Origin of the sequence: Pseudoalteromonas sp. APC 3358 (assembly GCF_030408075.1) — a bacterium.
Lineage (GTDB): Bacteria > Pseudomonadota > Gammaproteobacteria > Enterobacterales > Alteromonadaceae > Pseudoalteromonas > Pseudoalteromonas arctica.
The window spans coordinates 141,388-166,585 of sequence record NZ_JASDCE010000006.1 but is presented as its reverse complement, the minus strand read 5'-3'; the positions used below and the strand labels follow the sequence as shown (position 1 = coordinate 166,585).

Annotated in this window: 21 protein-coding genes; 16 read left to right on the top strand and 5 right to left on the bottom strand. The window is 40.8% G+C overall.

Annotation, left to right across the window (positions count from 1 at the left end):
- Positions 1-119 precede the first annotated feature (119 nt).
- Complete coding sequence (locus QL995_RS11575) at positions 120-323, top strand: YheV family putative zinc ribbon protein (protein ID WP_007378899.1); 204 nt, start codon at positions 120-122, stop codon at positions 321-323.
- A gap of 32 nt (positions 324-355) precedes the next feature.
- On the opposite strand, the gene QL995_RS11570 is transcribed toward QL995_RS11575, so the two are convergent.
- Positions 356-571, bottom strand: a complete 216-nt coding sequence (locus tag QL995_RS11570; protein WP_007378900.1) for a SlyX family protein — start codon at positions 569-571, stop codon at positions 356-358.
- A complete protein-coding gene (locus tag QL995_RS11565; protein WP_101162983.1) occupies positions 558-1,556 on the bottom strand; it encodes a hypothetical protein in 999 nt (332 codons plus the stop codon). Before QL995_RS11565 ends, QL995_RS11570 begins: the two co-directional genes overlap by 14 nt.
- A 215-nt stretch (positions 1,557-1,771) precedes the next feature.
- Here QL995_RS11565 and fkpA point away from each other — a divergent pair, with 215 nt between their 5' ends.
- On the top strand, positions 1,772-2,518 hold the full coding sequence (gene fkpA, locus QL995_RS11560; RefSeq protein WP_290294214.1) for an FKBP-type peptidyl-prolyl cis-trans isomerase: 747 nt from the start codon (positions 1,772-1,774) through the stop codon (positions 2,516-2,518).
- 65 nt (positions 2,519-2,583) lie between these two features.
- Here the strand turns inward: fkpA and QL995_RS11555 are convergent, their stop codons facing one another.
- Positions 2,584-3,054 (bottom strand): Rsd/AlgQ family anti-sigma factor, encoded by a 471-nt coding sequence (locus QL995_RS11555; RefSeq protein ID WP_007582240.1) that lies wholly within the window; start codon positions 3,052-3,054, stop codon positions 2,584-2,586.
- A 530-nt stretch (positions 3,055-3,584) separates the two neighbouring features.
- On the opposite strand from QL995_RS11555, the gene hemE reads away from it, so the two are divergent.
- Complete coding sequence (gene hemE / locus QL995_RS11550) at positions 3,585-4,649, top strand: uroporphyrinogen decarboxylase (RefSeq protein WP_002961084.1); 1,065 nt, start codon at positions 3,585-3,587, stop codon at positions 4,647-4,649.
- A 107-nt stretch (positions 4,650-4,756) separates the two neighbouring features.
- Here hemE and sthA read toward each other — a convergent pair whose 3' ends face one another.
- The gene (gene sthA / locus QL995_RS11545) at positions 4,757-6,187 is read right to left on the bottom strand and encodes a Si-specific NAD(P)(+) transhydrogenase (protein ID WP_033040546.1); all 1,431 of its coding nucleotides are present in this window, start codon (positions 6,185-6,187) and stop codon (positions 4,757-4,759) included.
- A gap of 13 nt (positions 6,188-6,200) precedes the next feature.
- On the bottom strand, positions 6,201-7,334 hold the full coding sequence (locus QL995_RS11540; protein WP_024589509.1) for a fatty acid desaturase: 1,134 nt from the start codon (positions 7,332-7,334) through the stop codon (positions 6,201-6,203).
- A 126-nt stretch (positions 7,335-7,460) separates the two neighbouring features.
- Between QL995_RS11540 and fabR the strand changes: the two genes are divergently transcribed.
- From fabR to leuD, 13 genes are all read left to right on the top strand, one after another.
- Positions 7,461-8,084, top strand: a complete 624-nt coding sequence (gene fabR / locus QL995_RS11535) for an HTH-type transcriptional repressor FabR (protein WP_007582233.1) — start codon at positions 7,461-7,463, stop codon at positions 8,082-8,084.
- Positions 8,085-8,213: 129 nt separating this feature from the next.
- Complete coding sequence (locus QL995_RS11530) at positions 8,214-9,401, top strand: hypothetical protein (protein WP_290294213.1); 1,188 nt, start codon at positions 8,214-8,216, stop codon at positions 9,399-9,401.
- Positions 9,402-9,410: 9 nt separating this feature from the next.
- A complete protein-coding gene (locus QL995_RS11525) occupies positions 9,411-10,067 on the top strand; it encodes a peptidoglycan-binding protein (protein ID WP_290294212.1) in 657 nt (218 codons plus the stop codon).
- A 1-nt stretch (position 10,068) separates the two neighbouring features.
- Positions 10,069-10,431 carry a hypothetical protein gene (locus tag QL995_RS11520; protein ID WP_290294211.1) on the top strand — a complete coding sequence of 121 codons (363 nt, stop codon included), beginning with the start codon at positions 10,069-10,071 and terminating at the stop codon, positions 10,429-10,431.
- Between the two features lie 94 nt (positions 10,432-10,525).
- Positions 10,526-11,593, top strand: a complete 1,068-nt coding sequence (locus QL995_RS11515; RefSeq protein ID WP_290294209.1) for a hypothetical protein — start codon at positions 10,526-10,528, stop codon at positions 11,591-11,593.
- A 2-nt stretch (positions 11,594-11,595) separates the two neighbouring features.
- Complete coding sequence (locus QL995_RS11510; RefSeq protein WP_290294208.1) at positions 11,596-16,335, top strand: OmpA family protein; 4,740 nt, start codon at positions 11,596-11,598, stop codon at positions 16,333-16,335.
- Between the two features lie 161 nt (positions 16,336-16,496).
- Positions 16,497-17,567, top strand: coding sequence for a hypothetical protein (locus tag QL995_RS11505; RefSeq protein WP_290294207.1), 1,071 nt, complete (start codon positions 16,497-16,499; stop codon positions 17,565-17,567).
- Between the two features lie 148 nt (positions 17,568-17,715).
- Positions 17,716-18,786: a hypothetical protein gene (locus QL995_RS11500; RefSeq protein ID WP_290294206.1), complete on the top strand. Its 1,071-nt coding sequence runs from the start codon at positions 17,716-17,718 to the stop codon at positions 18,784-18,786.
- Positions 18,787-18,831: 45 nt separating this feature from the next.
- Entirely contained in the window at positions 18,832-19,902 is a 1,071-nt protein-coding gene (locus QL995_RS11495; RefSeq protein WP_290294205.1) for a hypothetical protein, read from the top strand.
- 599 nt (positions 19,903-20,501) lie between these two features.
- Complete coding sequence (gene leuA / locus QL995_RS11490; protein WP_008171909.1) at positions 20,502-22,055, top strand: 2-isopropylmalate synthase; 1,554 nt, start codon at positions 20,502-20,504, stop codon at positions 22,053-22,055.
- Entirely contained in the window at positions 22,052-23,128 is a 1,077-nt protein-coding gene (gene leuB / locus QL995_RS11485) for a 3-isopropylmalate dehydrogenase (RefSeq protein ID WP_007582207.1), read from the top strand. The genes leuA and leuB overlap by 4 nt, the downstream gene beginning before the upstream one ends.
- A 60-nt stretch (positions 23,129-23,188) precedes the next feature.
- The gene (gene leuC, locus QL995_RS11480; protein WP_121954607.1) at positions 23,189-24,589 is read left to right on the top strand and encodes a 3-isopropylmalate dehydratase large subunit; all 1,401 of its coding nucleotides are present in this window, start codon (positions 23,189-23,191) and stop codon (positions 24,587-24,589) included.
- The gene (gene leuD, locus QL995_RS11475) at positions 24,589-25,188 is read left to right on the top strand and encodes a 3-isopropylmalate dehydratase small subunit (protein ID WP_010555450.1); all 600 of its coding nucleotides are present in this window, start codon (positions 24,589-24,591) and stop codon (positions 25,186-25,188) included. The genes leuC and leuD overlap by 1 nt, the downstream gene beginning before the upstream one ends.
- The last annotated feature ends 10 nt before the right edge of the window (positions 25,189-25,198 follow it).

Sequence of the window (25,198 nt, the reverse complement as noted above, 5' to 3'; positions counted from 1 at the left end):
TGCTGTGCCCTTGTTAAGTTGGCGCTATCATAACATAGAACTTAATGCTCTTATCAAGCGTATCAACAAGTGAAGTTATACGATAAAATGACAGCAGTTCAAACCACAGGAAAAATGTTGTGAGACAAAAGAAGCGATTTATTGCTGGTGCATCGTGCCCTGACTGCAAAGCCATGGATACTATGATGCTATACAGAGAACATGATGTTGAAAAAGTAGAGTGTGTTGAGTGTGGTCATAAAATGGCGCAACCCGATAACGCTGTTCAGGCGTCTACTCGCCAATTTGAACAAGTAATTGGTGTATTTAAACCGGGCGACTAACCCGGTTTTTTATTGCCTAATTTTTACCGGTTTTAGTAATGCGGTGGAGGCGGCTCAGGTGCTTCAGACATCATAGACGATGATGACTGCGACTCTTTAATCTTCTCTGCTAGCAGCTCAGTTTGGCGTTTCATTTTTGCTAAAAGTTGCTGGTGCACTTTTATTTCATCATTTAAGACTTCAATCGTTTCGTCTTGAAAAGCCACCTTGGCTTCAAGTTCCATTAAGCGATGTTCAATTGTGTTCATTATTCTCTCGTATAATAAATCGCTCTGCGATACCGCTGGAGCTTTCGGTTAACAACGACTTACCGTTATCTGTAAATGTCACATCTAGCACCACCGCCGATTTAGGCTTACTGCCTTCGCGCGGGGTAACCTGCCAAGTTTGAATTTTTTCACCGCTTGGTATTTGCCACAAATCTACGCGCTTATTTGGCGAGCCGGTTGCAAGCAAAGTGCCTTGTTCGTTAAAGCGCACAGCAGTAAAAATTTTCTGACGCGCAATATACTTCAGTTTACTCACAAGATCACCTGTAGTCAGCTTCCATACATTTGCTTGTGCCATACTATCGGCCGTAAACGCATAGCGACCTTGTGGATCGAGCGTTACTTGGGTAACACGCGTTGGGTGATTAAAACGATGAATTACTTGCCCTGTACGTGTATCCCAAAAGTAAGCAACATAATCGTTAGAACCACTTAAGGCGTAGCGTCCGTTAGGTGATAGGTCAACGGTGTTAACTTTATCTTGATGACCTAAAAACTCAATACGACGTCCGGTTTCTAGGTTTACAAATACGACAACGCCGTCGCTACGGCCGTATAAAACACTACGGCCTTGATTGCTAATAGCAATATCGCGAATACTGGCTTTTTGTATTTTGTAATAACCTTTATTTTTGCCTGTGGCTATATCCCACACAGCAAACGTGGTTTTTTCGGCGGTAACAGCCACGCTGTTATCAAAAGCAATAGCAACGGCGTATACCAAACTGTCTTGATCTTGCTGCTGAAACCATTGGTATTTTAGTACCTGCTGTTGATTATCCCACAGGGCGACCCCATGGTTGATAGAGGAGATCAAACTGTATTTACCATCGTTTGAAAGTGTTGATGAAAACGCACCTTGTGCAGCATGTTCGTAACTTGCTACAGCGTGTTGTTTTTTATCGGTACAGGCGATGGCTAAAAAACAGCTAAATACGATTAAAAAAGTACGAAATATCGACATATTACAGGTATTTCCCCTTAACTCTTAGTGACTGAGAGGTTAGACTAGGACGCGTTAAATGCCTAGGTTGTTTGTCTAATCACTGGATATGTTTTTAGTTTAGCTAACAATGTGGAATTTAGTCATTAAACAAGCAGCCTATCATGTGGGCCGTTAATCTTTAACTAGTAATAATACATTAAAATGACAACTGCAAAGTGTGTCGGAGATTTAAAATGAAAAAGACGATTAGATTGTCATTGATTGCAGCGTCAGTTTTAGCGCTTACAGCTTGTAATCAAGAAGCAAAAAAAGAACAAGCTGAAGTTAAATTAGACACTGTAGAACAGCAACAAGCATACGGTATTGGTGCATCTGTAGGTAACTTTTTAAATAAAGACCTAGCAGACAAAACAGAAATTGGTATTGAGCTAGACCAAGCACTTCTAATCCGTGGTTTTGAAGATGCACTTGCTGGTAATGCAAAAATTGACGAAGAAAAAATTCGCGAAGTGTTAACTGAACTAGATACATCAGTACGTACTAAGCAAGAAGAAAAAGCAAAAGTAGAGTCTGAAAAAAGCAAAGAAGCGGGTGTTAAATACCTAGCTGACAACGCTAAAAAAGAAGGCGTTACAGTAACTGAGTCTGGCCTACAGTATGAAGTACTTAGCGAAGGCGATGGCGAAAAGCCAGTAGCAACTGATGTAGTTAAAGTACACTACAAAGGTACTTTATTAGACGGTACTGAGTTTGACAGCTCATATGCACGTAACGAACCTACAACTTTCCCTCTTAACCGCGTAATTGCTGGTTGGACTGAAGGTTTACAACTTATGTCAGTGGGTTCTAAGTACAAGTTCACTATTCCTTCAGAACTTGCTTACGGCGACCGTGACTTAGGTAAGATTCCAGCTAATTCAACACTTGTATTTGAAGTTGAATTACTTGAAACTCAAAATGAAGAAGCACCAGCACAATAATAAGTTTATTGTGTAAATGCAAAAAGGGACCTTAGGTCCCTTTTTTAATATGCGTAAATAACATATTAGTTTGCGTGATTAGAAAACAAGTTATCAATAAGCTCATCTTCAAGTGCAAAGCGTGCTTCTAATGCCTCACCAATAACAGACAAGTCATCATCAAAACCCTTTAACAAGTCTTCTTTGTCTACTTCAGCGTACTTATCATTAAAATCTAACGCTATGTCGGTTGTACTGGAAATACGCGGGTAAATAGAGTTTGCAAGCTCTTGGCTCTGTAAGCCCTTTTTTTCACATGCTTTTGCTATATCGTCATACACTTCAAAATGGCCCGCAGATAGGTAATCCATTAAAAGTTGGCAAAATGATTCAATTAGTTTTGGCTCTGGCAATGCTTGATCTTGTTTTTCGTACGGCGTAAAACCTGCAATTTTGCAATAAAGTACAATAAGGTCTTGGCGTTCGTTTAGCCATTTATCAATTACTGTGTGGCTACCACCCCATTTTTGTTGAGCTTTTTCTACACGCGTCAGCATAACTGTTCTCCTAGCTGGGTTGGTCTTTCAATTAGAATATAATAAGTTTATGTACATCAAGATATATTTAATTTGCGCGTATATCAACAAGTAAAGTTGAGCTACTTTGAGGGGTGTACCTTTTTATATAATCTAAGGCGAGAGATTTTATTTTAGGCAAGAAAAAACCACCAGTTACGGTGGTCTAATTTCTTTCAGTGACTTGTTATAACAAGCTTTCTTATTTTTATGAGATGATTTTTATTGTTATTATTTTAAAACTTTTATTTTTATTGTTTTAAGATTTTTATTGTTGTTTTTGTTAACGCGGGACAAACAATACCAAGGTTTTTGTAATGTTGCAAACATATTAATAGAAAGTTTTAAATGTTATTCTTTTTTGCTTGTTTTATAGTCAAAATGGATTAAAACACTCCATTCTATTGATCTACCTCTAGGTAAAGCTGTTTTCGTCCCTAAGCAATAGAGGGTGGATGAATATGGTGGTACAATCTTGCACAATTTATACAAGTCTTAGGATCATTTACGCCATGAGCGAATTAAAAAACGACCGTTATTTACGTGCACTTGCAAAACAACCTGTTGATGTAACTCCGGTATGGATGATGCGCCAAGCAGGACGCTATTTACCAGAGTATCGCGCTACACGTGCACAAGCGGGCGATTTTATGAGCCTGTGCCGTAATGCTGAGCTTGCATGTGAAGTAACACTGCAGCCATTACGTCGCTACCCGTTAGATGCCGCTATATTATTTAGTGATATTTTAACGATTCCAGATGCGATGGGTTTAGGTCTTTACTTTGAAACAGGCGAAGGCCCTAAGTTTGAACGTCCTATTTCATCACTTGCTGATGTTAAAAAAATTCCAAAGTTAGACCCTACAGACGAGCTTGGCTACGTAATGAACGCAGTAAGCACTATTCGTCGTGAACTTAAAGGTGAAGTACCACTCATTGGTTTCTCTGGTTCACCGTGGACCCTCGCAACTTATATGGTTGAAGGTGGTAGCAGCAAAGTATTTGGTAAAATCAAAAAAATGGCGTTTGCAGAGCCGCAAACACTTCATTTATTACTCGATAAGTTAGCTGACTCAGTTATTGATTATTTAAATGCTCAAATTAAAGCTGGCGCGCAATCGCTAATGGTATTTGACTCGTGGGGTGGTGTATTAAGCCCGCGCGATTACAACGAATTTTCACTGCAATATATGCATAAAATTGTAGATGGCTTAATTCGTGAATACGATGGTCGTAAAGTACCGGTTACTTTGTTCACTAAAAATGGTGGTCAATGGATTGAAGCTATTGCAGCAACAGGTTGTGATGCAATTGGTCTTGATTGGACTATTAATATTAGCGACGCTAAACGCCGTGTGGGTGATAAAGTAGCTCTACAAGGTAATATGGACCCATCTATGTTACACGGTACACCAGAGCGTATTCGCCAAGAAGTAGGCACTATTTTAGAAGACTTCGGTACAGGCAATGGCCACGTGTTTAACTTAGGCCACGGTATTACACCAGATGTAGACCCTGAAAATGCTGGTGTATTCATTAATGCAGTACATGAGCTAAGTGCTAAGTACCATAAGTAATAGCTACTTAAATAAACTTTAAAACTGTTTAAAAGTAAAAAACCCGCTAAGTTGCGGGTTTTTTGTTACCTATTTATAAAGGCTTTTAAAACTGCTTAGTTAAGCAGTTATTTAAATAAGCGATTTAAACCATTTAATGCCGCAACACGGTAGGCTTCAGCCATGGTTGGGTAGTTAAATGTGGTATTTACAAAGTAGTCGATATTATTGCCACCATTTTTTTGCTCCATAATGGCTTGGCCAATGTGAACAATTTCAGAGGCACGCTCGCCAAAACAATGTACGCCAAGTACTTCTTTGGTTTCAGTGTGGAATAATATTTTTAAACTACCTACTTCAGTACCAGCAATTTGCGCACGTGCCAAATGCTTAAACTGAGCACGGCCAACTTCATACGGTACTTTAGCGGCTGTAAGTTCTTGCTCTGTTTTACCTACTGAGCTCATTTCTGGGATGGTATAAATACCGGCCGGAATATCAACAATCAGTCTGTCGTCACAGTTACCACACGCAATTGCATCAGCAGCTATACGACCTTGGTCAAACGCAGCACTAGCAAGGCTTGGATAGCCAATTACATCACCTACGGCGTAAACGTTGTCAATTTCTGTTTGGTATGTTTCGTTAACTTTTAATTGGCCACGGCTATCGGCTTTTAAACCAATGGCTTCAAGGTTTAATGTATCTGTATTACCAGTACGGCCATTAGCAAATAAAATACAGTCAGCTTTTACGCGTTTGCCTGATTTTAAATGCATAATAACGCAGTCGTCACGCGTTTCTATTCGGTCAAACTCTTCGTTATGACGAATAACAATACCGCTGTTCCAAAAGTGATAGCTAAGCGCGTCAGATATTTCAGCATCCATAAAAGCAAGTAGTCGGTCGCGTGTATTAACCAAATCAACTTTAGCGCCTAAACCTTTAAATATAGAAGCGTACTCACAACCAATTACACCAGCGCCGTATATAAGTACGCGGTGAGGGTCGTGTTTAAGACCTAAAATAGTGTCGCTCTCATAAATACGAGAATGCGTAAAATCGACTTCTGGTGGGCGATAAGGGCGTGAGCCGGTTGCTATAACAATCGTTTTAGCAGTCAGTCGCTCAGTTGAACCATCATTTCTTTTTACTTCAATTGTGTGCTTATCTACAAAGCTCGCATCACCTTGAAACATATGAATGCGGTTACGATCGTAAAAGCTACTACGTAAATTAGATTGCTTAGAAATAACAGAACTGGCATGACGTAAAATATCAGGAAATGTTAAGCGGCTAGGGCGCTCACCAACATTAAATAACGGATTTGCTTTGTATTCAATATAGCGGCTAACAGAGTGGCGAAGCGCTTTTGAAGGAATTGTTCCCCAATGTACACAACCGCCACCAACTGATTCTTGGCGTTCAATAACCGCTACTTTTTTGTCATTTTTTGAAAGGTTCATGGCGGTACCTTCACCGCCAGGACCCGTGCCAATAATTATTGCATCATATTGGTATGTCACGGGTACTTTTTTTTGTTCTGGTTGTTTGGCCACAGCCACTCCTAAATTAATTAAAAGAGGCTTTTAATAACCTCGCATTAAGTGCTAGCCATGCCTGTTTTTGATTTTCCCAGGCGGCTTCCAACTCATGGTATTGTGCCATTAATGCTGAGCGTTCACACTGCTTTGCCATGTTATTTTTTTTAACTTCTAACACTTGTTTTTGTAGTGAACAATAATTTTGCAGTTTTTTCAGCAGTAAATCGTACTCTTGTTGTAATAATGTAATCTTATCTTGTGCTAAAGGCAATTTTGCAAGACGCGTTTGCGTTTTGCTCATTAGCGTTTCGGCCTTTGCTTTTTCGATACGTTCAACAGGTGTACGCTTTAGTTTATTAGCTAAACCAACAGCTGCTAAAGAGCGGATCATCCATTTTGTTGGATCGTAATGAAACCATTTAATACCGTTACGGTAGTCGCTTGCAAATATATGGTGGAAGTTGTGATACCCCTCACCGTATGTAAATAACGCTAAAAAGCCGTTATCGCGTGCCGTATTTTTTTCGGTGTATGGGCGAGAGCCCCAAATATGTGCAACCGAATTTATAAAAAAGGTAAAGTGTTGACTCAGTACTAAGCGTAGTAAACCTGCAAGAATTAACATACCCCACACATCACCAACTAATAAACCAAGTGCAAGAGGCAAACCTACGTTCATAGCAATAGCTAGTTTTAAGTAGTGCTTATGTTGCCACATAACGACTTTATTTCGTTGTAAATCACGACAATTACTATAGTCGTTGTAGCTATCGCCTTGGTAGTCACGTAACATCCAGCCGATATGGCTATACCAAAAACCATTGGTAGCCGCGTAAGGGTCTTTTATTGGGTCGTCAACTTGACCGTGATGTATACGGTGATCGCTACTCCAATGCAAAGCACTGTTTTGTAGTGCAAAAGCACCGCCAAGCGCAAAAATAAATTCAACAGCAGGGTGTGCGTTATAGGTTTTATGTGCCCATAATCGATGGTAGCCGGCAGTAATTGATAAGCCCGCATAAAACATGCAGCCTACAAAAGCAATCCAATGCGCGCTGGTAAATCCGTAGCTAATGGCGTACCAAGGTACAAGTGTGGCAGCCGCCAAAAAGGTTAGGCTAAAAAATAGGACGTTTGTCCAAATAATCGGTGGTTTATTCATAATTCTCAATCTCAGCGTACAACTGTAAGCTAAAATAGTATTTCAAACTCTTGTCGTCAAGTATTAGACTGGACAATTGAGCTAATATCACTAAATATTCATATAAAATAATTCAGGGAGCTGTTGATGTCGGGTGTTAGAGCGCAACAGAAACAAAAAACACGACAGGCGTTAATTCAAGCGGCATTTAATCAGCTGAGTGCTGATCATAGTTTTTCGAATTTAAGTTTACGCGAAGTAGCACGAGAAGCCGGTATTGCCCCAACGTCTTTTTATCGTCATTTTAAAGACATGGATGAGCTAGGTTTAACCATGGTAGACGAAGCCGGTTTAACCCTTCGCCAACTAATGCGTCAAGCACGCAGACGAATAGCAAACGATGGCGGCAGTGTTATAAATACCTCAGTGGTTACTTTTATGGAGTTTATTGATAACTCAAGTAACCAATTTAGGTTGTTGCTGCGAGAACGCTCTGGGACTTCTAAAGCATTTAGAGCCGCTGTAGCCCGCGAGGTAAAACATTTTATTTTAGAGCTGGCTCATTATTTAGAAAGTGAAACTAAATGTAATGCTATGCATGCCTATATTCAGGCGGAATCTATGGTAACGCTCGTATTTAATGCGGGTGCAGAGGCGCTCGATATAGAAGGATTGCAACGCGACGAATTGATTGAGCGCGTTATTTGGCAGCTGCGTTATATTACTCGTGGAGCCGGACATTACGTCAGAGAAAACACTGAACAAAGTTAGCAAATTTAAAAATTCATTGTAGATTTTTTGTGCCTATTTCTTTATATTAACGCACTATAATAACGGCATACCTTTTAGCCGTAACTAAATAATAAATAAGTCTCTTATTAAGAGAAAGCGAGGATGCAAATGCTCACCAAGGATCCGGTGAACTTAAATTACCCCCCACTATTTGAACAACCACATGATGAGCCTGAAAATTCAGAGTCTGTGGTTACATTCTCTTATTTAAGTCGTGCTCAGCTTTGCAAACTTCCTAAAGTGTTGCAAAGGCAACTGCAAGACAACTTATTTGGTGCGCTAGATAAACACCAAGCTGCGCGATTACGCGACGACACTCGGTGCCAATATTGGGCTAAAGACAAAGAGTGGAAAAAAGTACCGTACTCAGTTTTTAAACAAGCTAATACACGTTTGGCTGTTTACCCAAAACAAACTCAAGCACCAACAAAGTACTCGGGCGCGGTTAATAATGGTTCAGTTACATCATCGCAAACAGCGTTGCAAAACAATACTTTTATAAATAACACAGTAATGACGCCAAGCACTTCTGCATTTATAAACAGCCAATCAGCTGCGCAAAATAGTCCGCAATTTATAAATCAGCAAAGTTATAATCAAAAACCTAAAAAAGCAGCGCAACCTATACAACAACATGCGCCCGCTGTACGCATTTATAAGCCAGAGCTAAACAGCACAATGCTACTAAAAGCGTCTCACACTGTTAGGCAAAATTTTACAACCCACGTACTTAGCGCCGCCGAAACCGTAGAGCAATTAGCACAGCAATATACCGGCTATAAAAATGCCAATTTAATTTACGATTACAACCTAGGTTATAGCGAGCGCAAACCTGCTAAAGCAGGCACAAGCTTAACAGTCCCCAATGGTTGGAAACTTAATATAGAAGGCTCATGCAGTAACAGCCGCAGTGTAGTTATTCAGTGGCAAGGGCCAACAAGTGGTCAAATAACACTACAACTAGAAAAAAAACGCCCCGACGAAGTCTCGTTTTGGCAGCACTACGCTGAGGTAAAATCGGGTCTTTATAATGTTACGGTAACGGCAAGTGGCGCAACCGACACCACCACATTTACTGTTGAACAACCCACTTTAGCCTACGAAATAGAACTACTCGACGAAGCTGGCGAACCACAAGCTAATATGGGCTACAAAATACGCCTACGCAACGGCCACATTATTACCGGGCAACTTGATCAAAACGGTTATGCCAACGTATCAGGCCCCGACTTTGAAAATGCTAAAGTCAGCTTTTTTGAACTCGACAGCGAAGATTGGTCTGTAGGCAAAGTTTAAGGATACACAATGACCCAACAACACACCGTAGCCCAAGGTGAAACGCTATTGCGCATAGCAAAGCAATACGGCTACCAAACATCTAAAGCGCTTTACAACCACCCAAGCAACGCAGAGTTTAAAGCCCTACGCCCCGATCCTAATTTAATTTACCCGGGCGATAAAATCACGATTCCACCAAAAAAAGAAAAGTTTATACCGCTGCGCACCAACAGCATTAATAGCTTTGTTGTACAAAACGAAAAAGAGTATTTTCGCCTGCAAGTATCGTACGACGACGGTGATGATGTAGCCGGTAAACGCGTAGTAATCACCATTGGTAGCCAAACAATAGATACCGTACTGCAAAGTGATGGGCTTATTGAGGTAGAGCTTAATAATAACGACGCCCTAACCGGCACCGTTGATTTATACTTAAATGAAGGCGAAACCACACCAACTAAAAGCTTTGCGGTACAAATAGGCAACCTAGATCCAATAGAAACCCTCTCGGGTGTGCAAGGTAGGTGCAATATGCTGGGTTTTGATTGTGGTACGGTTGATGGTGTTATGGGTCAAAAAACTCGCATTGGTGTAAAGGAATTTCAGTACGAGCACGATCTCGACATAGACGGCATACCAGGCCCTAAAACCAAAGCAAAACTACAACAAGTATTTGGGAGTTAGTATGAGTGCCTCGCACAGTATGCCAATGGTAGTAAATAACATAAACCCGTTAACTATGGTTAAGCCCGCTTTTGTATTTATGTATCAGGTCGACCCAAATTCGCCAAAGTACGATAAAGAGCAGCTTATACTCATAAATAAACAACATAGTTGGCAACAGGTACAGTCTATAGCCAGTGTGAGGCTTGATTCCACGTGGGTAAAAATAAAATTTACTAATATTCCTCAAAGTGGCAACTTTGATTTAATGCAAGACCCAAATGATGGCCAGCCAGCTTATTATATTTTCGACAATGTCCCATTCAGTGAGCTTTACGATCAAACGCCAGAATCCGTTTTAATGGCAGAAATAGTAGAAGAGTAAGTGGAAGCACTTTGCCTCAATAACACAAGTTTTAATGAGTGCGCTTATTTATATTACTTCGTAAATAAGTGCATGTAGTAAAAGGATAGTTTTAATGACATTTTTAAAAAATCACAGCATGCTTTGCGCCCTCAGCGTTTGTTTTAGCTTATTGCTAAGCGGTTGCTCAGAGCCCTCATCGCAAAGTTCACCACAAGCAGAGGTTGATGTTGCCAAATACCCATGGGCTAAAGAGCACAAAAACCACCCAGAGTGGCCACTTGAAATACGCGAAGAGGTGTATGGCGATGCAGATACATTTTCAACCCCGCGGTTAATGTTTTGGAATAAATATAAAGGCAGTGAAGTGCGCACGCTGTGGTCATCACGGTTAGATGGCTCAGACAGGCGTCGTATTATTCCTGAAAAAATATTTACCCAAATGGAGCCTGCCGGATTGCATCCACCAGCACGCTCACCAGATAACCGTTATATTGCTATTTCGGGCTATATAAATGATAGAGCAACTCGTCAGCTTTACGACACCAAAGAGAGAAAACTAATCACCATGTCAGCTGGAGGAGGAGTCCCTCATTTTAATTGGACGTCGGACAGTGAAAACGTCATTTTTTATGCCAATGGCGAGCACTATAATTATAGCGTATCTACATGCACACTTACCAAACGAAAGACAATTTATTCTTTAGGGTTATTTTTGTTGCCAGGCGATAAAGAATTTTTAGCAGTTAGGCATGATGGCTTTTGGATACATAAGTTTAATGGCGAAGTGGTTCGCAAAGTTAATTTTGGTTTTCCACGCAAATGGGAAATGAAAAATCCGCAGGTTTCACCCGATGGCAAATATTTAGCGTTTATGACGCATGTTAGACCAAAAGCACATTTTCACTGGGTAAACATTGCAAACCCTGAGGTTAAGCATTCAGAGATAGGCGAAGGTGGTGGTACTATTTTTTCTCCAAAAGAGGACTATCAATTGGAGTTTGCAGCAAAGTTTTCAAAAGAGGCTGATAAGGACGGTTTTTATCCCTCAAAGCGGATTATAAGAACAAAAAATATAGCAACAGGTGAGCAAACAGAGGCGTTAGTCAAGGAGAAGGGCATTTGGGGGATGAGAACCTTGTCTCCTATCGTGATTACTAATTTAGCAGCGCAAGGGTTATAACTATGCACGATATAAGCAAAGGAAGTGCCAGCCCCGTTGTGTATCTACTCACTGGGTATTTTGAAAAGGAATTACCGGTAACTAAGTTAACGCCGCTAACAAACCGTATTGTGGTGGCGGAAGATCCAGCAACTGCGATATATAATGAAAAAAAGCCGGTAGTGCTAAAAACTAATGCTGCGGGTATTATTTCGACCTTAGATAATGAAACCTTAGCGACGCGCCAGCCTTTCCATGCACACAAGAGTCGGCCGATTATAATTCCTCCTTTGGAGTCAGTTAGCTTGTTAGCAGTAAATAATCCTTCTGGCTGGGCAGAAAACTTCATTAGTTACTTAAGCGATTACCGCAAAGTTGAAAGCTCGGGTTCTGCTCAAGAAACTGATAAGGCTTCACCGCCACCATTACCTATTTTAACTCTGCAAACTGTGCCAGTTAGTAATTTAAAAACGCCAATAATATCTTCGCAAAATGGGGCTGTGATTAGTAAGAATGACCAAGATTACACCGACTGGTATACAAGTGAGATTACTGCAAAAAACGTTAAAAAAATTAATGCATATATACTAGCTAAAACGCGAGCAGTAATACTAAGTATTAATCCAAAGGTACCTCTTCTCTCTCCCGGCGAAAATATTGTTTTGTCACCACCAGTGGGTGAGGACATATTTACTACTTTCGATCCTAAAACTAATTTAGCGGTCATATCTGGTACTGATAAAAAACTACTAAATGGCTTATATCGTATTAAAATAAGATTAGATGCTGAGTTACTAAATGCTCAAAAGCTACGTTGGTGCAATAAATCTTTTCAATTTGATGGCACATATTACTACTACGAACTTGCCGAAATGATCCGCTTTGATATAAAAAATGAGGCAGGTGAGTTTGATGTAATTAATTGCGACCCGTTTTCAGTTGAAGAGGCAATAATAAAGCAATTCCCTCGCTTTTATAGCCACTTAATAAGCTATGCCAAAGATTTAAAAACCGAGCATGCCACGTATGACCCTAAAAATATTAGTGTTAAAGATGAAAACGGTAAAGAAGTTGGCCGCGCAAAAGTTAGCGATGAACCAATAAAAATAGCCAGCGGCTTTGAGAGCTTTTGCCATGGATGGGCGGTGGCTAAAGGCCGTGCACAATTAGCCGCAGGGTTAATAAATACCGATATAACCGCTAGCGCCAGTAACGGTAATTTTACCACTAATGGTAAGTTTGTTTTAGGGAGTAAAATTGCTAAAGCAATACACGGACATTTAGAAACATATGAAGACAAGGCAATACAAGCAACGCTAGATGCCGTGTTTGCTATGCAAGATGGGCAGGATGCTTGGAACAAGCTACGTGAAGCTCGCGCAGCCTTTACAACCGATGCTTGGCGGCAAGCACTTGCAGAAAATTTGTGGCGCTTACCAGCTAACACACCAGCAGCAATGGAAAGCTATAATAAAAGTTTAGGTAAAAAGCTTGGCATTCCTAAGGTGGCAATGGATGCAGCAGGTAATGCACTCAATATAGCTGACTTAACCACAAATATTGTAGCGCTTGGGCAAACTACGTTGCAGCAATTTGGTACAAATATCCCTAATTTAGCGCAAGCTAAACAGCACTATAAAACGGTTGCTAACGATTACTTTGAGCATTTAAGTGCCAAAGAAATTGTAAAAGATGTCGTAATTGAAGGAACGTTTTCGCTTAATAGCGAGCAAGTAACCGATGATTACCGTAATACCATTTTGCAGCAAAGCGAGGCCGTTATAAAAGCGCTTAAGCAAAATGAGAGCCTTAAAGTGACTGTGGCAGGCCACACCTGCGATATAGGTAATTACGATTATAATATAGCGTTATCTGAGCGACGAGCAGAGGCTGTTAAGCACATTTTAGTGACCCAAGCAGGCATTGATGAGGCACGTATTGAAGTGCTAGGGCTGGGTTATGCTCAACCACTTATAAATAATAAAGATGAGGCAAGCCGAGCACAAAACCGCCGTGTACACATTGCCGCATATGCTATTAGCCAAATAAATGTTTGCCCGTCTCGTGAAGGTATGGATAGTTTAGAGCGTTTTCGTAATTTAACCGTAGCCAATGATATAAAAGTAGATGAAACAGGCGACGATATGGCGTGGCAAATGATTAACATTGCTCTGGGTGTTATGGCATTTATCCCGGCAACAGCTCCCATTGCTGCGGCAGTAGCGGTAATAAAAGCGGGTGGCGCTATTGCTACGTCGGCTGCGAATTTAATGGATGAAGCACTCCTCGATAACGCCTGTAAACATTATTACGCAGAAATTCAGCGAGATAAACGCTTAGGCCAAGAGTGTGCAGCTAACCAAGGTATGATGCATGAGCTATTAAGTGAATATAATAAAGACGGAAAAACGCAACAAAGTACACAATGGGCAGCTCAATTTAGGTTGCGCTCAGAGGCCATATCGGGCCTTATGGGGTTACTACTTAGGGCCCAGCGTGAAGGTGATAAAAGCCAGTATTATTCAAACTTAGAGCGCTATAAAGTAAAACAATACATAGAAAACTTTTTATTAGGTGATAGCTGGGCACTACCTAATTTACCTGGTGCATCAATTAGGATGGATACATTTTGGGTGTTCTTAATTGATAGCATTACCAGTCAAAAGCAAAGTACCGATGGTGATAAAAAAGCACTTTACGGCTTTAGTGACAACTACAGCTTGCTAGATAAAGCGGCACGTAAAGCCGCAGTTACAGATCCTGAAAACACGCTTTATTTGCAATCGCAATTTAACCCGTATGGTTTTTATATGATGACGGTGCCAACAGTAGCGCGTGAACATAATTATATTACGGCTGAATTTCAAAATTACTTCCCCATTCACACATTTGCCACGCAAGAAAAAGAAGGCAGTAAATACCTCGAAAGCTTTGCAAACACATTTGAACCAGTATTTTCTGACTATGGTGAGGCGAGTTATCACCACAGCGCCATATATTATCAAGACCAGACTTCAAAAAAATGGTTGCCAATTATTGCCAATAAACTAAAGCGTTTAACGCCATTCACCCCGATTCGTGTTCTTGTTGTGTTTAACGGCACGATGACCGGTATTGCACCTATTACATTTAAAGTAACGCGCTGTGATGGCGTAATAAATAACGAACTTGCTTATAAAGAGCTTGTAAGGCCGCTTGTAGAGTCTGAGCTATTAAATAATGAAAAGCATTTTGCAGGAAAGTTTGGTTGTGTATTTACACCATTTTTTCAATTAGGGCCAAAAACGTATTTAGGTACCAAGCCTATGGTGCACGAAGAAGCCTTTTACTCGATTATAAACGACTCTGCACTTGAATATTATCAAGATGACAATTTTTCTGATATGCGTTATTACATTGGTGCACAAGTTGGTAGTAGCAGTAAGGTTGTATTGCCACTAATGGGGGAGCGTAAAGATAATAGTGATGAGATGATTTTTGAGTCTGACACTGCGGAGGTCCTCTATGCCTTAGGCTTAAGAAATAAGTTTGTGGCGAATGAGTTTTATGTTGATTTAAATACAAAGCGTAATGGTGGTAATGAAGAGTCACTATTAATAAAAGATTTTTTAACGAGCAGTAGCTCAAGCTTTGTATATCCAGAGCTTTTTGCTGGGGAAAAAAGCATTAGAATTTTGGTGCGCTTTGGTGGTGAGGGTAAACCTTATTTAACAACCAGTAAAATACAAAGGCAAGGGCAAGTTATTCGTTTGTTTAAGAGTGAATTTGTTGCCGCACAAAGTTTAGGGTTTAAAGTACGCCAGTTTGGCGATGACATAATATTTGATGACTTTGATTGGAATATCCAAGTCGATATTATGGTTGTAGCCACCTGTACAGAGCTAGAGTCTGATAATTATACAAAAAAACTCATTGGTTTAGATTGGCGTAGTGTGCCATGTGATTTAATACTGCAGCAAACTATTGGTATTAATGATAAAGGCCCGAAGTATCAGTCAAAACTTTGCTATTTAGGCAAGGCTACACGTAATGCAAATAAAGGTTATAAAACAGAGCGTATTTTAAATAAAATGGTGGACATATGGCATGACGATGACTATCAATTTGAGGATAAGTGGTATGACAACCAGTGCCAAATTGATGAGCAGGTAGGCCCAGAGTATGAAGAGTTAATTGAATTATTGAATAACGCAGGCTCTGATAACGAAAAAGGTAAACAGGGTCGAGCGCTGCTTAATTGGCATAATAAAGACGCTGAAGCATTTGCCGGTGAAGAGCAGGTTTTTGTTTTTGCTGCAAATTTTAGTTTGAAATATGACTCACCGAAGCGTGTTGAAGTAAACGGCTTAAGGCCTTTTGGAGACATATTTACAAGCCAATTTAGTGATATATTTACTGACAAAGAAGACCGGCAATATACTATGGAGCTAGGTATAGCTAGCTTTAACTCAGCGGGAAATTCGGGCTTTAATTTTAATGATATCGGTTCGATGACCGATAAAATTAGCAACCATGGCTTGCAGTTAAAGTTACCACTACCGAACCCTACAAATAGCAATTTGCCTTGGGGTAAAACACTACCAGAGGCTGATTTAAAAGAATTAGCCGCTCAGCTAAATAGCGATCATTCAACTCCATCACAAAAAGACCTATATAAGCGCTTGTCAGAGGAAGGGTTGACTGAAGATGAAGTGAAACAGTGGTTTGTTGAAGATGCTACAAAGAGGAAAGTAAGGCCGCTAGGAGCTTTTAAAAGCGAATAAATTTATTCGTAATTCAAGTAGTTACTACCAACATAACTGAGCGCAACAGCGCAATTATAGTAAGAATAAAAAGCTCATGAATATGAGCTTTTTATTCATTAGGGTATGGACATAGTGTGCAGAACTGCTCAGTACTTTAACTGCTTAAAAGGACTTTAATAATGACGGTTTTAGAAAATCACAGCGTGCTTTGCGTGCTCTCTCTTTGTGCCAGCTTATTGCTAAGCGGTTGCTCAGAGCCCTCATCGCAAAGTTCACCACAAGTAGAAGTTGATGTTGCTAAATACCCATGGGCAAAAGAGCATAAAAACCATCCAGAGTGGCCACTAGAAATACGCGAAGAGCTGTATGGCGATGCAGATACATTTTCAACCCCGCGGTTAATGTTCTGGAATAAATATAAATATAGCGAGGTTTATACGCTTTGGTCATCAAAACTTGATGGCTCAGACCGGCGCCGTATTATTCCTGAAGAAATATTTAACCAGCTGGAGCCCGCGGGATTGCATCCACCAGCACGCTCACTAGATAACCGTTATATCGCTATTTCGGGCTATATAAATGACCGAGCGACTCGTCAGCTTTACGATACTAAAGAGAAAAAGCTAATCACCATGTCAGGCGGGGGCGGCTACCCTTGGTTTAACTGGACTTCAGACAGTGAAAACGTCATTTTTTACTCAGATGGCAAAAACTTTAATTACCATGTACCAACAGGGGAGCTAACCCCTCGACCTCAAATTCACCACAGCGGCGCTGCTTTTTTACTTCCGGGTGATAAAGAGTTTTTAGCCATAAAGCACGATGGTTTTTGGATACATAAGTTTAATGGTGAAGTGGTTCGCAAAGTTAATTTTGGTTTTCCTAAAGCGTGGGAAATGAAAAACCACCGTATTTCACCTGATGGTAAGTATTTAGCGTTTATGACTCACTTAAGGCCAAAAGCACATTTTCATTGGGTTAATATTGCTAACCCTGAAATAAAACATTCAGAAATAGGGGAAGGTAATGGCGTTATTTTTTCTCCAGAGGAAGATTATCAATTGCAGTATGTAACAACGTTTTCAAAAGAGCGTGGTGAAAACGGCTTATATCCTTCAAGGCGTATAATAAGAACAAAAAATATAGTGACCGGTGAGCAAGCTGAGGCACTAGTAAAAGAAAAGAGAATTTGGGGTCTGGATACATTAGGTCCAATAGCTGTTACAAATTTAGCAGCAGAAGGAAAATAAAATGCATGAAATGAGCAAAGGATCTGCAAGCCCATTAGTTTACTTATTAACTGGTTATATTGAAAACAATAAATCATAAAAAGTTTTAATGAGTGCGCTTATTTATATTACCTCGTAAATAAGTGTATGTAGTAAAAGGATAGTTTTAATGACGGTTTTAAAAAATCACAGCGTGCTTTGCGTGCTCTCTCTTTGTGCCAGCTTATTGCTAAGCGGTTGCTCAGAGCCATCATCGCAAAGTACAACAAACACAACAGCCGTTGATGTTGCTAAATACCCATGGGCTAAAGAGCACAAAAACCACCCAGAATGGCCACTAGAAATACGCGAAGAGGTGTATGGCGATGCAGATACATTTTCTACACCACGGTTAATGTTTTGGAATAAATACAAATACAGTGAAGTACGCACGCTGTGGTCATCACGGTTAGATGGCTCAGATAGGCGACGCATAATTCCTGAAGAAATTTTTACCCAACTGGAGCCTGCGGGATTGCATCCACCAGCACGCTCACCAGATAACCGTTATATCGCTATTTCGGGTTATATAAATGACCGAGCGACTCGCCAGTTATACGATACTAAAGATAAAAAACTAATCACTATGTCAGCTGGAGGAGGACACCCTTCATTTAATTGGACTTCAGATAGCGATAATGTGATTTTTTATGCAGATGGTAAGCATTACAATTACAACGTATCCACAGCCACACTTACGAAACGAAAGACAATTTATTCTTTAGGGTTATTTTTGTTGCCAGGCGATAAAGAGTTTTTAGCAGTTAGGCACGATGGCTTTTGGATACATAAGTTTAATGGTGAAGTGGTTCGCAAAGTTAATTTTGGTTTTCCGAAAGCGTGGGAAATGAAAAACCACCGTATTTCACCAGACGGCAAGTATTTAGCCTTTATGACCCACGCTAGACCAAAGGCGCATTTTCACTGGGTGAATATTGCAAACCCTGAAATAGAGCACTCAGAAAAAGGGGAGGGTGGTGGAGTGATATTTTCATTGGATGAAAATATCACGCTTAAATTTGGTTTTAACCCGATGGGCGAGGTTGATGAGCTTGGTAAACCTGTTACTTATAGCATTATCACTAGAACCAATATTTTAACAGAAGAGAAACGCATTACGCGTACTAAAGAAATGAATATTTGGGGCCTTAACGTATTAGCACCCATCGCTATTGCCAACCAACAGGCACAGAATAACTAACCATACATGCCTTTCTCCAAATAAAAGGCAAAAAGGACTTTAATAATGACGGTTTTAAAAAATCACAGCGTGCTTTGCGTGCTCTCTCTTTGTGCCAGCTTATTGCTAAGCGGTTGCTCAGAGCCCTCATCGCAAAGTTCACCACAAGTAGAGGTTGATGTTGCTAAATACCCATGGGCTAAAGAGCACAAAAACCACCCAGAGTGGCCACTCGAAATACGCGAAGAAGTGTATGGCGATGCAGATACATTTTCTACACCACGGTTAATGTTCTGGAATAAATACAAATACAGTGAGGTGCGCACACTGTGGTCATCACGGTTAGATGGTTCAGACAGGCGCCGTATTATTCCAGAAGAGGTATTTCAAAAGCTTGAATCTATTAGTATACATTCACCAGCACGCTCACCAGATAACCGTTATATCGCTATTTCGGGCTATATAAATGACCGAGCGACTCGTCAGCTTTACGATACTAAAGAGAAAAAACTAATTACCATGTCAGGCGGGGGCGGCTACCCTTGGTTTAACTGGACTTCAGACAGTGAAAACGTCATTTTTTACTCAGATGGCAAACACTTTAATTACCATGTACCAACAGGGGAGCTAACCCCTCGACCTCAAATTCACCACAGCGGCGCTGCTTTCTTACTCCCGGGCGATAAAGAGTTTTTAGCGATAAAACACGATGGCTTTTGGATACATAAGTTTAATGGTGAAGTAGTACGCAAAGTTAATTTTGGTTTTCCGAAGGAGTGGGTGATGAGAAATCATCGAATTTCCCCAGATGGTAAATATTTGGCGTTTATGACACATGGAAGAGACGATTTTCACTTCCACTGGGTGAATATTGCAAACCCTGAAATAGAGCACTCAGAAAAAGGGGAGGGAAATGGCGTTATTTTTCCTCCAGAAGAAGATTTCCTATTAGAGTATACAATAAAACATTCAAAAGAGCGTGATGAAAAAGGTTTCTATCTTTCAGAGCGCGTCATAAAAACAAAAAACATTGTGACAGATGAGCAGTTAGAGACGTTAATAAAAGAAAAATATATATGGGGTATGAGATCTTTAACTCCTATCGCTATTACAAACTTAGTAGCTCAAGAAAGGTAGTATTGATTATGCACGATATTAGCAAAGGATCTGCAAGCCCAGTAGTTTACTTATTAACAGGATACTTTGAACAGAATGAATCGATTCTATCGATATGAAAGTAGGTTCAATGTAACTCAAATCACTTTGACTATTTTGTCGATAAAGTGAGTAATGGCACTTTTTAATTATTAAACATGGGATTACTTTATAAGCCCAGATAAAAATAATAAAACTTATCTAATCGGGGATCACTTTAAAGCCGATTTGATTATGGTGACAAGAAGCGTGTTTGGTATTTTTAATCTTGTTATTTGAGGTTTATTGGTTTTTATTTTCTTTAAGGTTGTGTTTTAAAGGTGTTTTGTGGAATTTTTATGCTTGCTTCCGTCGCTTTGTAATGTTAAAAATAGGCTTCACTGAACACACACACAAGAAAACAAGATGCATATTATTCGTTTAATTACACTAAAACTTAACCTCTTACTGCTATGGCAAGTAAGCGGGGATTAGTGTGTTTGCATCGAGTTGAACACTAAAAACCCCGCAATTGCGGGGTTTTTTTTATCTCGCGGCTGGGATTAATTGAAATTTGGATAACATAGGAATGAGGGGCAGTTATGCAAGAGCAAGATAAAGTATGGATTTTTGATACCACCTTACGTGATGGCGAACAGGCGCTTAAAGCGAGCCTTACTGAAGATGATAAAATTCAATTAGCACATACAATTAGCCGCTTGAATGTGGATGTGATGGAAGTGGGTTTTCCGGTTTCGAGCCCTGCTGATTTTCGCTCGGTGCAACGTATTGCAACCGAAGTAAAAGGCCCGATTATTTGTGGTTTAGCGCGCTCAGTTGCTAAAGACATTGAAGCCTGTGGCGAAGCACTTCGTACAGCTCAGCAAAGCCGTATTCATACTTTTATTGCTACAAGCCCTTTGCACCTTGAACATAAATTGCGTATGAGCCTAGATGATGCAACGGCAATGGCGGTTAAATCAATTAAATTAGCGCGTAACTACACAGACGATGTTGAGTTTTCGTGTGAAGATGCCGGTCGTACGCCGCATTGGGATTTATGTAAAATTGTTGAGCAGGCAATTAATGCCGGAGCTTCAACTATTAACTTGCCAGATACCGTTGGTTTTGTAACGCCAGACGAATACGCCGCGATGATCCGCCATTTAATGAATAACGTGCCAAATATTGATAAAGCGCGTTTAAGTGTGCATTGCCACAACGATTTAGGTTTAGCCGTAGCAAACTCGGTGGCTGCAGTGCAAGCCGGAGCACGTCAAATTGAGTGTACTATTAATGGCATTGGTGAGCGTGCTGGTAACTGCTCACTTGAAGAAGTGGCGATGATCATGAAAATGCGCCACGACCACTTAAAAGTATACACAGATATTAAAAGTGAAGAAATTTACCGCGCATCTCGCCAAGTGGCTAAAATTTGTAATATGCCAGTACAGCCAAATAAAGCGATTGTTGGCGAAAACGCCTTTGCACACAGCTCTGGCATTCACCAAGACGGTGTATTAAAAGCGCAAAATACTTATGAGATTATGTCGCCAGAAAGCGTGGGTGTGCCAAGCAACCAATTAAATATGACTTCGCGTTCGGGTCGTCATGTTATTGAGCATCGCCTAGAAGAATTAGGCTATCAAAAATCTGATTACGATATGGATGGCTTATATAAAAGCTTTATCGAATTGGCTGACCAAAAAGGCACAGTATACGATTACGACCTTGAGGCGATGATTTACTTTAATCAAATTAACGACAAAGACGAAAAATACCAATTAGAATTTGTTAACTCAGCCTCTAACTCACAATCGGTAGCAAGCTCTACTATTGGAATGCGCATTGATGGCGAAGCTAAACAAGAAGCCGCGACAGGTAATGGCCCAGTTGAAGCTTCGTTTGCAGCTATTGAGCGCTTAACCGGTATGAGCGTTGAAATGATTGAATATAACTTAGAAGCGACAGGCCAAGGTGCAAGCTCATTAGGCCAAGTAAATATTATAGCTAAATACGATGGCCGACCTTACCACGGTGCGGGCATTGCAGCGGATGTGGTTGAAGCGTCGGTACGCGCCATGATCCGTGTTTATAACTTAATTTATCGTGCACAAAAAGTGTCTGATTTAAAACAACAAAGGAAAGCAGGATGAGTAAAACAAACTACAGCGTTGCGGTATTAGCTGGCGACGGTATTGGTCCAGAAGTAATGGCAGCAGCAGAGCAAGTACTTGATGCTGTGAGCAATAAGTTTGGTTTTACCCTAAACCGCGAGCATTATGCAATTGGCGGCGCAGCCATTGACGAATTTGGTAAAGCATTACCAGAGAGTACACTTACTGCGTGTGAAAACTCAGACGCTATTTTATTTGGTTCGGTAGGCGGTCCTAAATGGGAAAACTTACCACCAAACGAGCAGCCTGAGCGCGCATCGTTATTGCCGCTTCGTAAGCACTTTGGTTTGTTTTGTAATTTACGCCCTGCACAGTTATTACCTGCATTAAGTGCAGCGTCGCCACTTCGCGCTGATATCAGCGAAAAAGGGTTTGATATTTTATGTGTGCGCGAACTAACTGGCGGCATTTACTTTGGTGAAAAAGGCCGCAGTGGTGAAGGCGCAGAAGAGTTTGCATTTGATACGCAAACATACTCACGAAAAGAAATTGAACGTATTGCACGCTTTGCTTTTGAAGCGGCAAAACTACGTAGTAACCATGTTACCTCTGTTGATAAAGCAAACGTATTAGCATCAAGCGTATTATGGCGCGAAGTAGTAACCGAAGTAAGCAAAGACTACCCAGAAGTAAGCCTAGATTATATATACGTAGATAACGCCGCTATGCAGTTAGTTAAGCAGCCTAGCCAATTTGATGTATTACTTTGCGATAACTTATTTGGCGATATTTTGTCAGATGAGTGCGCCATGATCACAGGTTCAATGGGCTTATTACCATCGGCAAGTTTGAATCAATCAGGTTTTGGATTGTACGAGCCAGCAGGCGGTTCAGCACCAGATATTGCAGGTAAAGGCGTTGCAAACCCAATAGCACAAATTTTAAGTGCCGCATTAATGCTACGTTACTCGCTAGGGCAAGACGAAGCTGCACGCACCATTGAAAAAGCAGTAGCAGAAGCCGTAGAAGCAGGCGTTGGCACACCAGATATATATCCAAATGCAGGTTACAGCACAAGCGATGTGGCAGCAGCCATCGTTTCACGCATTTAATAACATATTAAAGTTGCAGCACCGTTATGCTGCAACTCAAACAGATTAGGGAATTAGCAAGTGGCCCAAACGTTATACGAAAAAATTTGGCAATCACATACCGTTGCCAGCATAAACGAGCAAACCGACTTACTTTATATTGACCGCCATTTAGTGCATGAAGTTACTTCTCCGCAGGCTTTTGCTGGTCTACGTGAAAAAAACCGTACTGTACGTTGCCCAGAAAAAACCTTTGCAACGATGGATCACAACGTATCGACTAAGAGCCGATCACTTGATGCGGCAAGCGAAGTATCTAAAAACCAATTAATGGCGCTTGATAAAAACTGTAAAGAGTTTGGTATTGTGCTTTACGATTTAAACTCAATTAATCAAGGTATTGTGCACGTAATGGGCCCAGAGCAAGGTATTACTTTGCCTGGCACAACCATTGTATGTGGCGATAGCCATACCTCTACGCATGGTGCGTTTGGCGCATTAGCGCATGGTATTGGTACGTCTGAGGTTGAGCACGTATTAGCAACGCAAACGCTACAGCAAAAAAAGGCGAAATCGTTAAAAATTCAAATTAACGGTGTATTGCGTCCAACGGTTACGGCTAAAGATTTAATTATGGCGGTAATTGGCAAGTTAGGTACCGCTGGTGGCACAGGTTATGTAGCAGAGTTTTGTGGTGAAGGCATTGAAGCGCTTTCAATGGAAGCCCGTATGACGCTATGTAATATGAGCATAGAAATGGGTGCAAAAGCGGGTTTAATTGCATCTGACCAAATTACTTATGATTACTTAAAAGGTCGTCCGTTTGCACCAAAAGGCGCAGATTTTGATGCAGCCGTTGAATATTGGGAAACATTAAAAACGGATGAAGGCGCACACTTTGATTTAGTTGTTGAGCTAAATGCCGACGACATTCAGCCGCAAATTACCTGGGGCACAAGCCCAGAGCAAGTAATTGGTGTTGATGAGTGCATACCCGATCCAGACCAAGAACCAGATTTAATTAAAGCCGATGCTATTCGCAGCGCGCTTAAGTACATGGATTTAAAAGCGGGTGATAAATTATCAAGCGCGAAAGTAGACACGGTATTTATTGGCTCATGTACAAATAGCCGCATTGAAGATTTACGCGCAGCTGCAAAAATTGTTGAAGGCAAACATGTGGTAGCCGGCATTGAAGCGTTAATTGTACCGGGCTCTGGCTTAGTTAAAAAACAAGCCGAAGACGAAGGCTTAGCTGATATTTTTAAAGCCGCTGGCTTTGAATGGCGCGAACCAGGTTGTTCTATGTGTTTAGCGATGAACGATGACCGCCTAGGAGCAGGCAAGCGTTGTGCATCTACTTCTAACCGTAACTTTGAGGGCCGCCAAGGTCGTGGCGGGCGTACCCATTTAGTTAGCCCTGCAATGGCGGCAGCCGCTGCAATACATGGTCACTTTGTTGATATTAGAGGAGAAGCCTAATGAGCGTATTTTTTAGTGGCTTAATGGCCCCACTTGATAAAAACAATGTAGATACTGACCAAATTATCCCTAAGCAGTTTTTAACATCAACTAGCCGCGAAGGCTTTGATGCGGCATTGTTTTATGATTGGCGTTACCTAGATAACGACGAGCCAAACCCTGACTTTATTTTAAACCGCCCATGCTACCAAGGCGCGCAAATATTATTAACGCGCGACAACTTTGGTTGTGGCTCATCTCGTGAGCATGCTCCTTGGGCGCTGAAGCAATATGGTTTTGAAGTTATTTTGGCTGAAAGCTTTGCAGATATTTTCTTTAATAACTGTGGTAACAACCAAATGTTAGCCATAGCGTTACCTGCCGATACGCTTGAGCAATTGTTTGTACTTAGCGAGCAGCACGACGATATTAACATTGAAATCGATCTTGAAAATCAAACACTAACAAGCAGTAAGTTTGCACCAATTAGTTTTGATATTAGTAAAGAGGTAAAAGAGCGCTTATTAAGTGGCTTAGATTTTATTGGTGTAACCGAAACGCTAAACCCACAAATTGATGCGTTTGAAAAACAACTAGCGACTGAGCGTTCTTGGCAGTAATTGCTTAACC

Bases quoted from the DNA above. Each gene is read 5' to 3' on its own strand.
- QL995_RS11540 (WP_024589509.1), bottom strand. From the start codon at position 7,334: ATGAATAAACCACCGATTATTTGGACAAACGTCCTATTTTTTAGCCTA.
- QL995_RS11555 (WP_007582240.1), bottom strand. From the start codon at position 3,054: ATGCTGACGCGTGTAGAAAAAGCTCAACAAAAATGGGGTGGTAGCCAC.
- QL995_RS11565 (WP_101162983.1), bottom strand. From the start codon at position 1,556: ATGTCGATATTTCGTACTTTTTTAATCGTATTTAGCTGTTTTTTAGCC.
- fabR (WP_007582233.1), top strand. From the start codon at position 7,461: ATGTCGGGTGTTAGAGCGCAACAGAAACAAAAAACACGACAGGCGTTA.
- QL995_RS11510 (WP_290294208.1), top strand. From the start codon at position 11,596: ATGCACGATATAAGCAAAGGAAGTGCCAGCCCCGTTGTGTATCTACTC.
- QL995_RS11530 (WP_290294213.1), top strand. From the start codon at position 8,214: ATGCTCACCAAGGATCCGGTGAACTTAAATTACCCCCCACTATTTGAA.
- fkpA (WP_290294214.1), top strand. From the start codon at position 1,772: ATGAAAAAGACGATTAGATTGTCATTGATTGCAGCGTCAGTTTTAGCG.
- QL995_RS11525 (WP_290294212.1), top strand. From the start codon at position 9,411: ATGACCCAACAACACACCGTAGCCCAAGGTGAAACGCTATTGCGCATA.
- QL995_RS11520 (WP_290294211.1), top strand. From the start codon at position 10,069: ATGAGTGCCTCGCACAGTATGCCAATGGTAGTAAATAACATAAACCCG.
- leuA (WP_008171909.1), top strand. From the start codon at position 20,502: ATGCAAGAGCAAGATAAAGTATGGATTTTTGATACCACCTTACGTGAT.
- QL995_RS11570 (WP_007378900.1), bottom strand. From the start codon at position 571: ATGAACACAATTGAACATCGCTTAATGGAACTTGAAGCCAAGGTGGCT.
- QL995_RS11515 (WP_290294209.1), top strand. From the start codon at position 10,526: ATGACATTTTTAAAAAATCACAGCATGCTTTGCGCCCTCAGCGTTTGT.
- QL995_RS11505 (WP_290294207.1), top strand. From the start codon at position 16,497: ATGACGGTTTTAGAAAATCACAGCGTGCTTTGCGTGCTCTCTCTTTGT.
- leuD (WP_010555450.1), top strand. From the start codon at position 24,589: ATGAGCGTATTTTTTAGTGGCTTAATGGCCCCACTTGATAAAAACAAT.
- QL995_RS11495 (WP_290294205.1), top strand. From the start codon at position 18,832: ATGACGGTTTTAAAAAATCACAGCGTGCTTTGCGTGCTCTCTCTTTGT.
- QL995_RS11500 (WP_290294206.1), top strand. From the start codon at position 17,716: ATGACGGTTTTAAAAAATCACAGCGTGCTTTGCGTGCTCTCTCTTTGT.
- hemE (WP_002961084.1), top strand. From the start codon at position 3,585: ATGAGCGAATTAAAAAACGACCGTTATTTACGTGCACTTGCAAAACAA.
- leuB (WP_007582207.1), top strand. From the start codon at position 22,052: ATGAGTAAAACAAACTACAGCGTTGCGGTATTAGCTGGCGACGGTATT.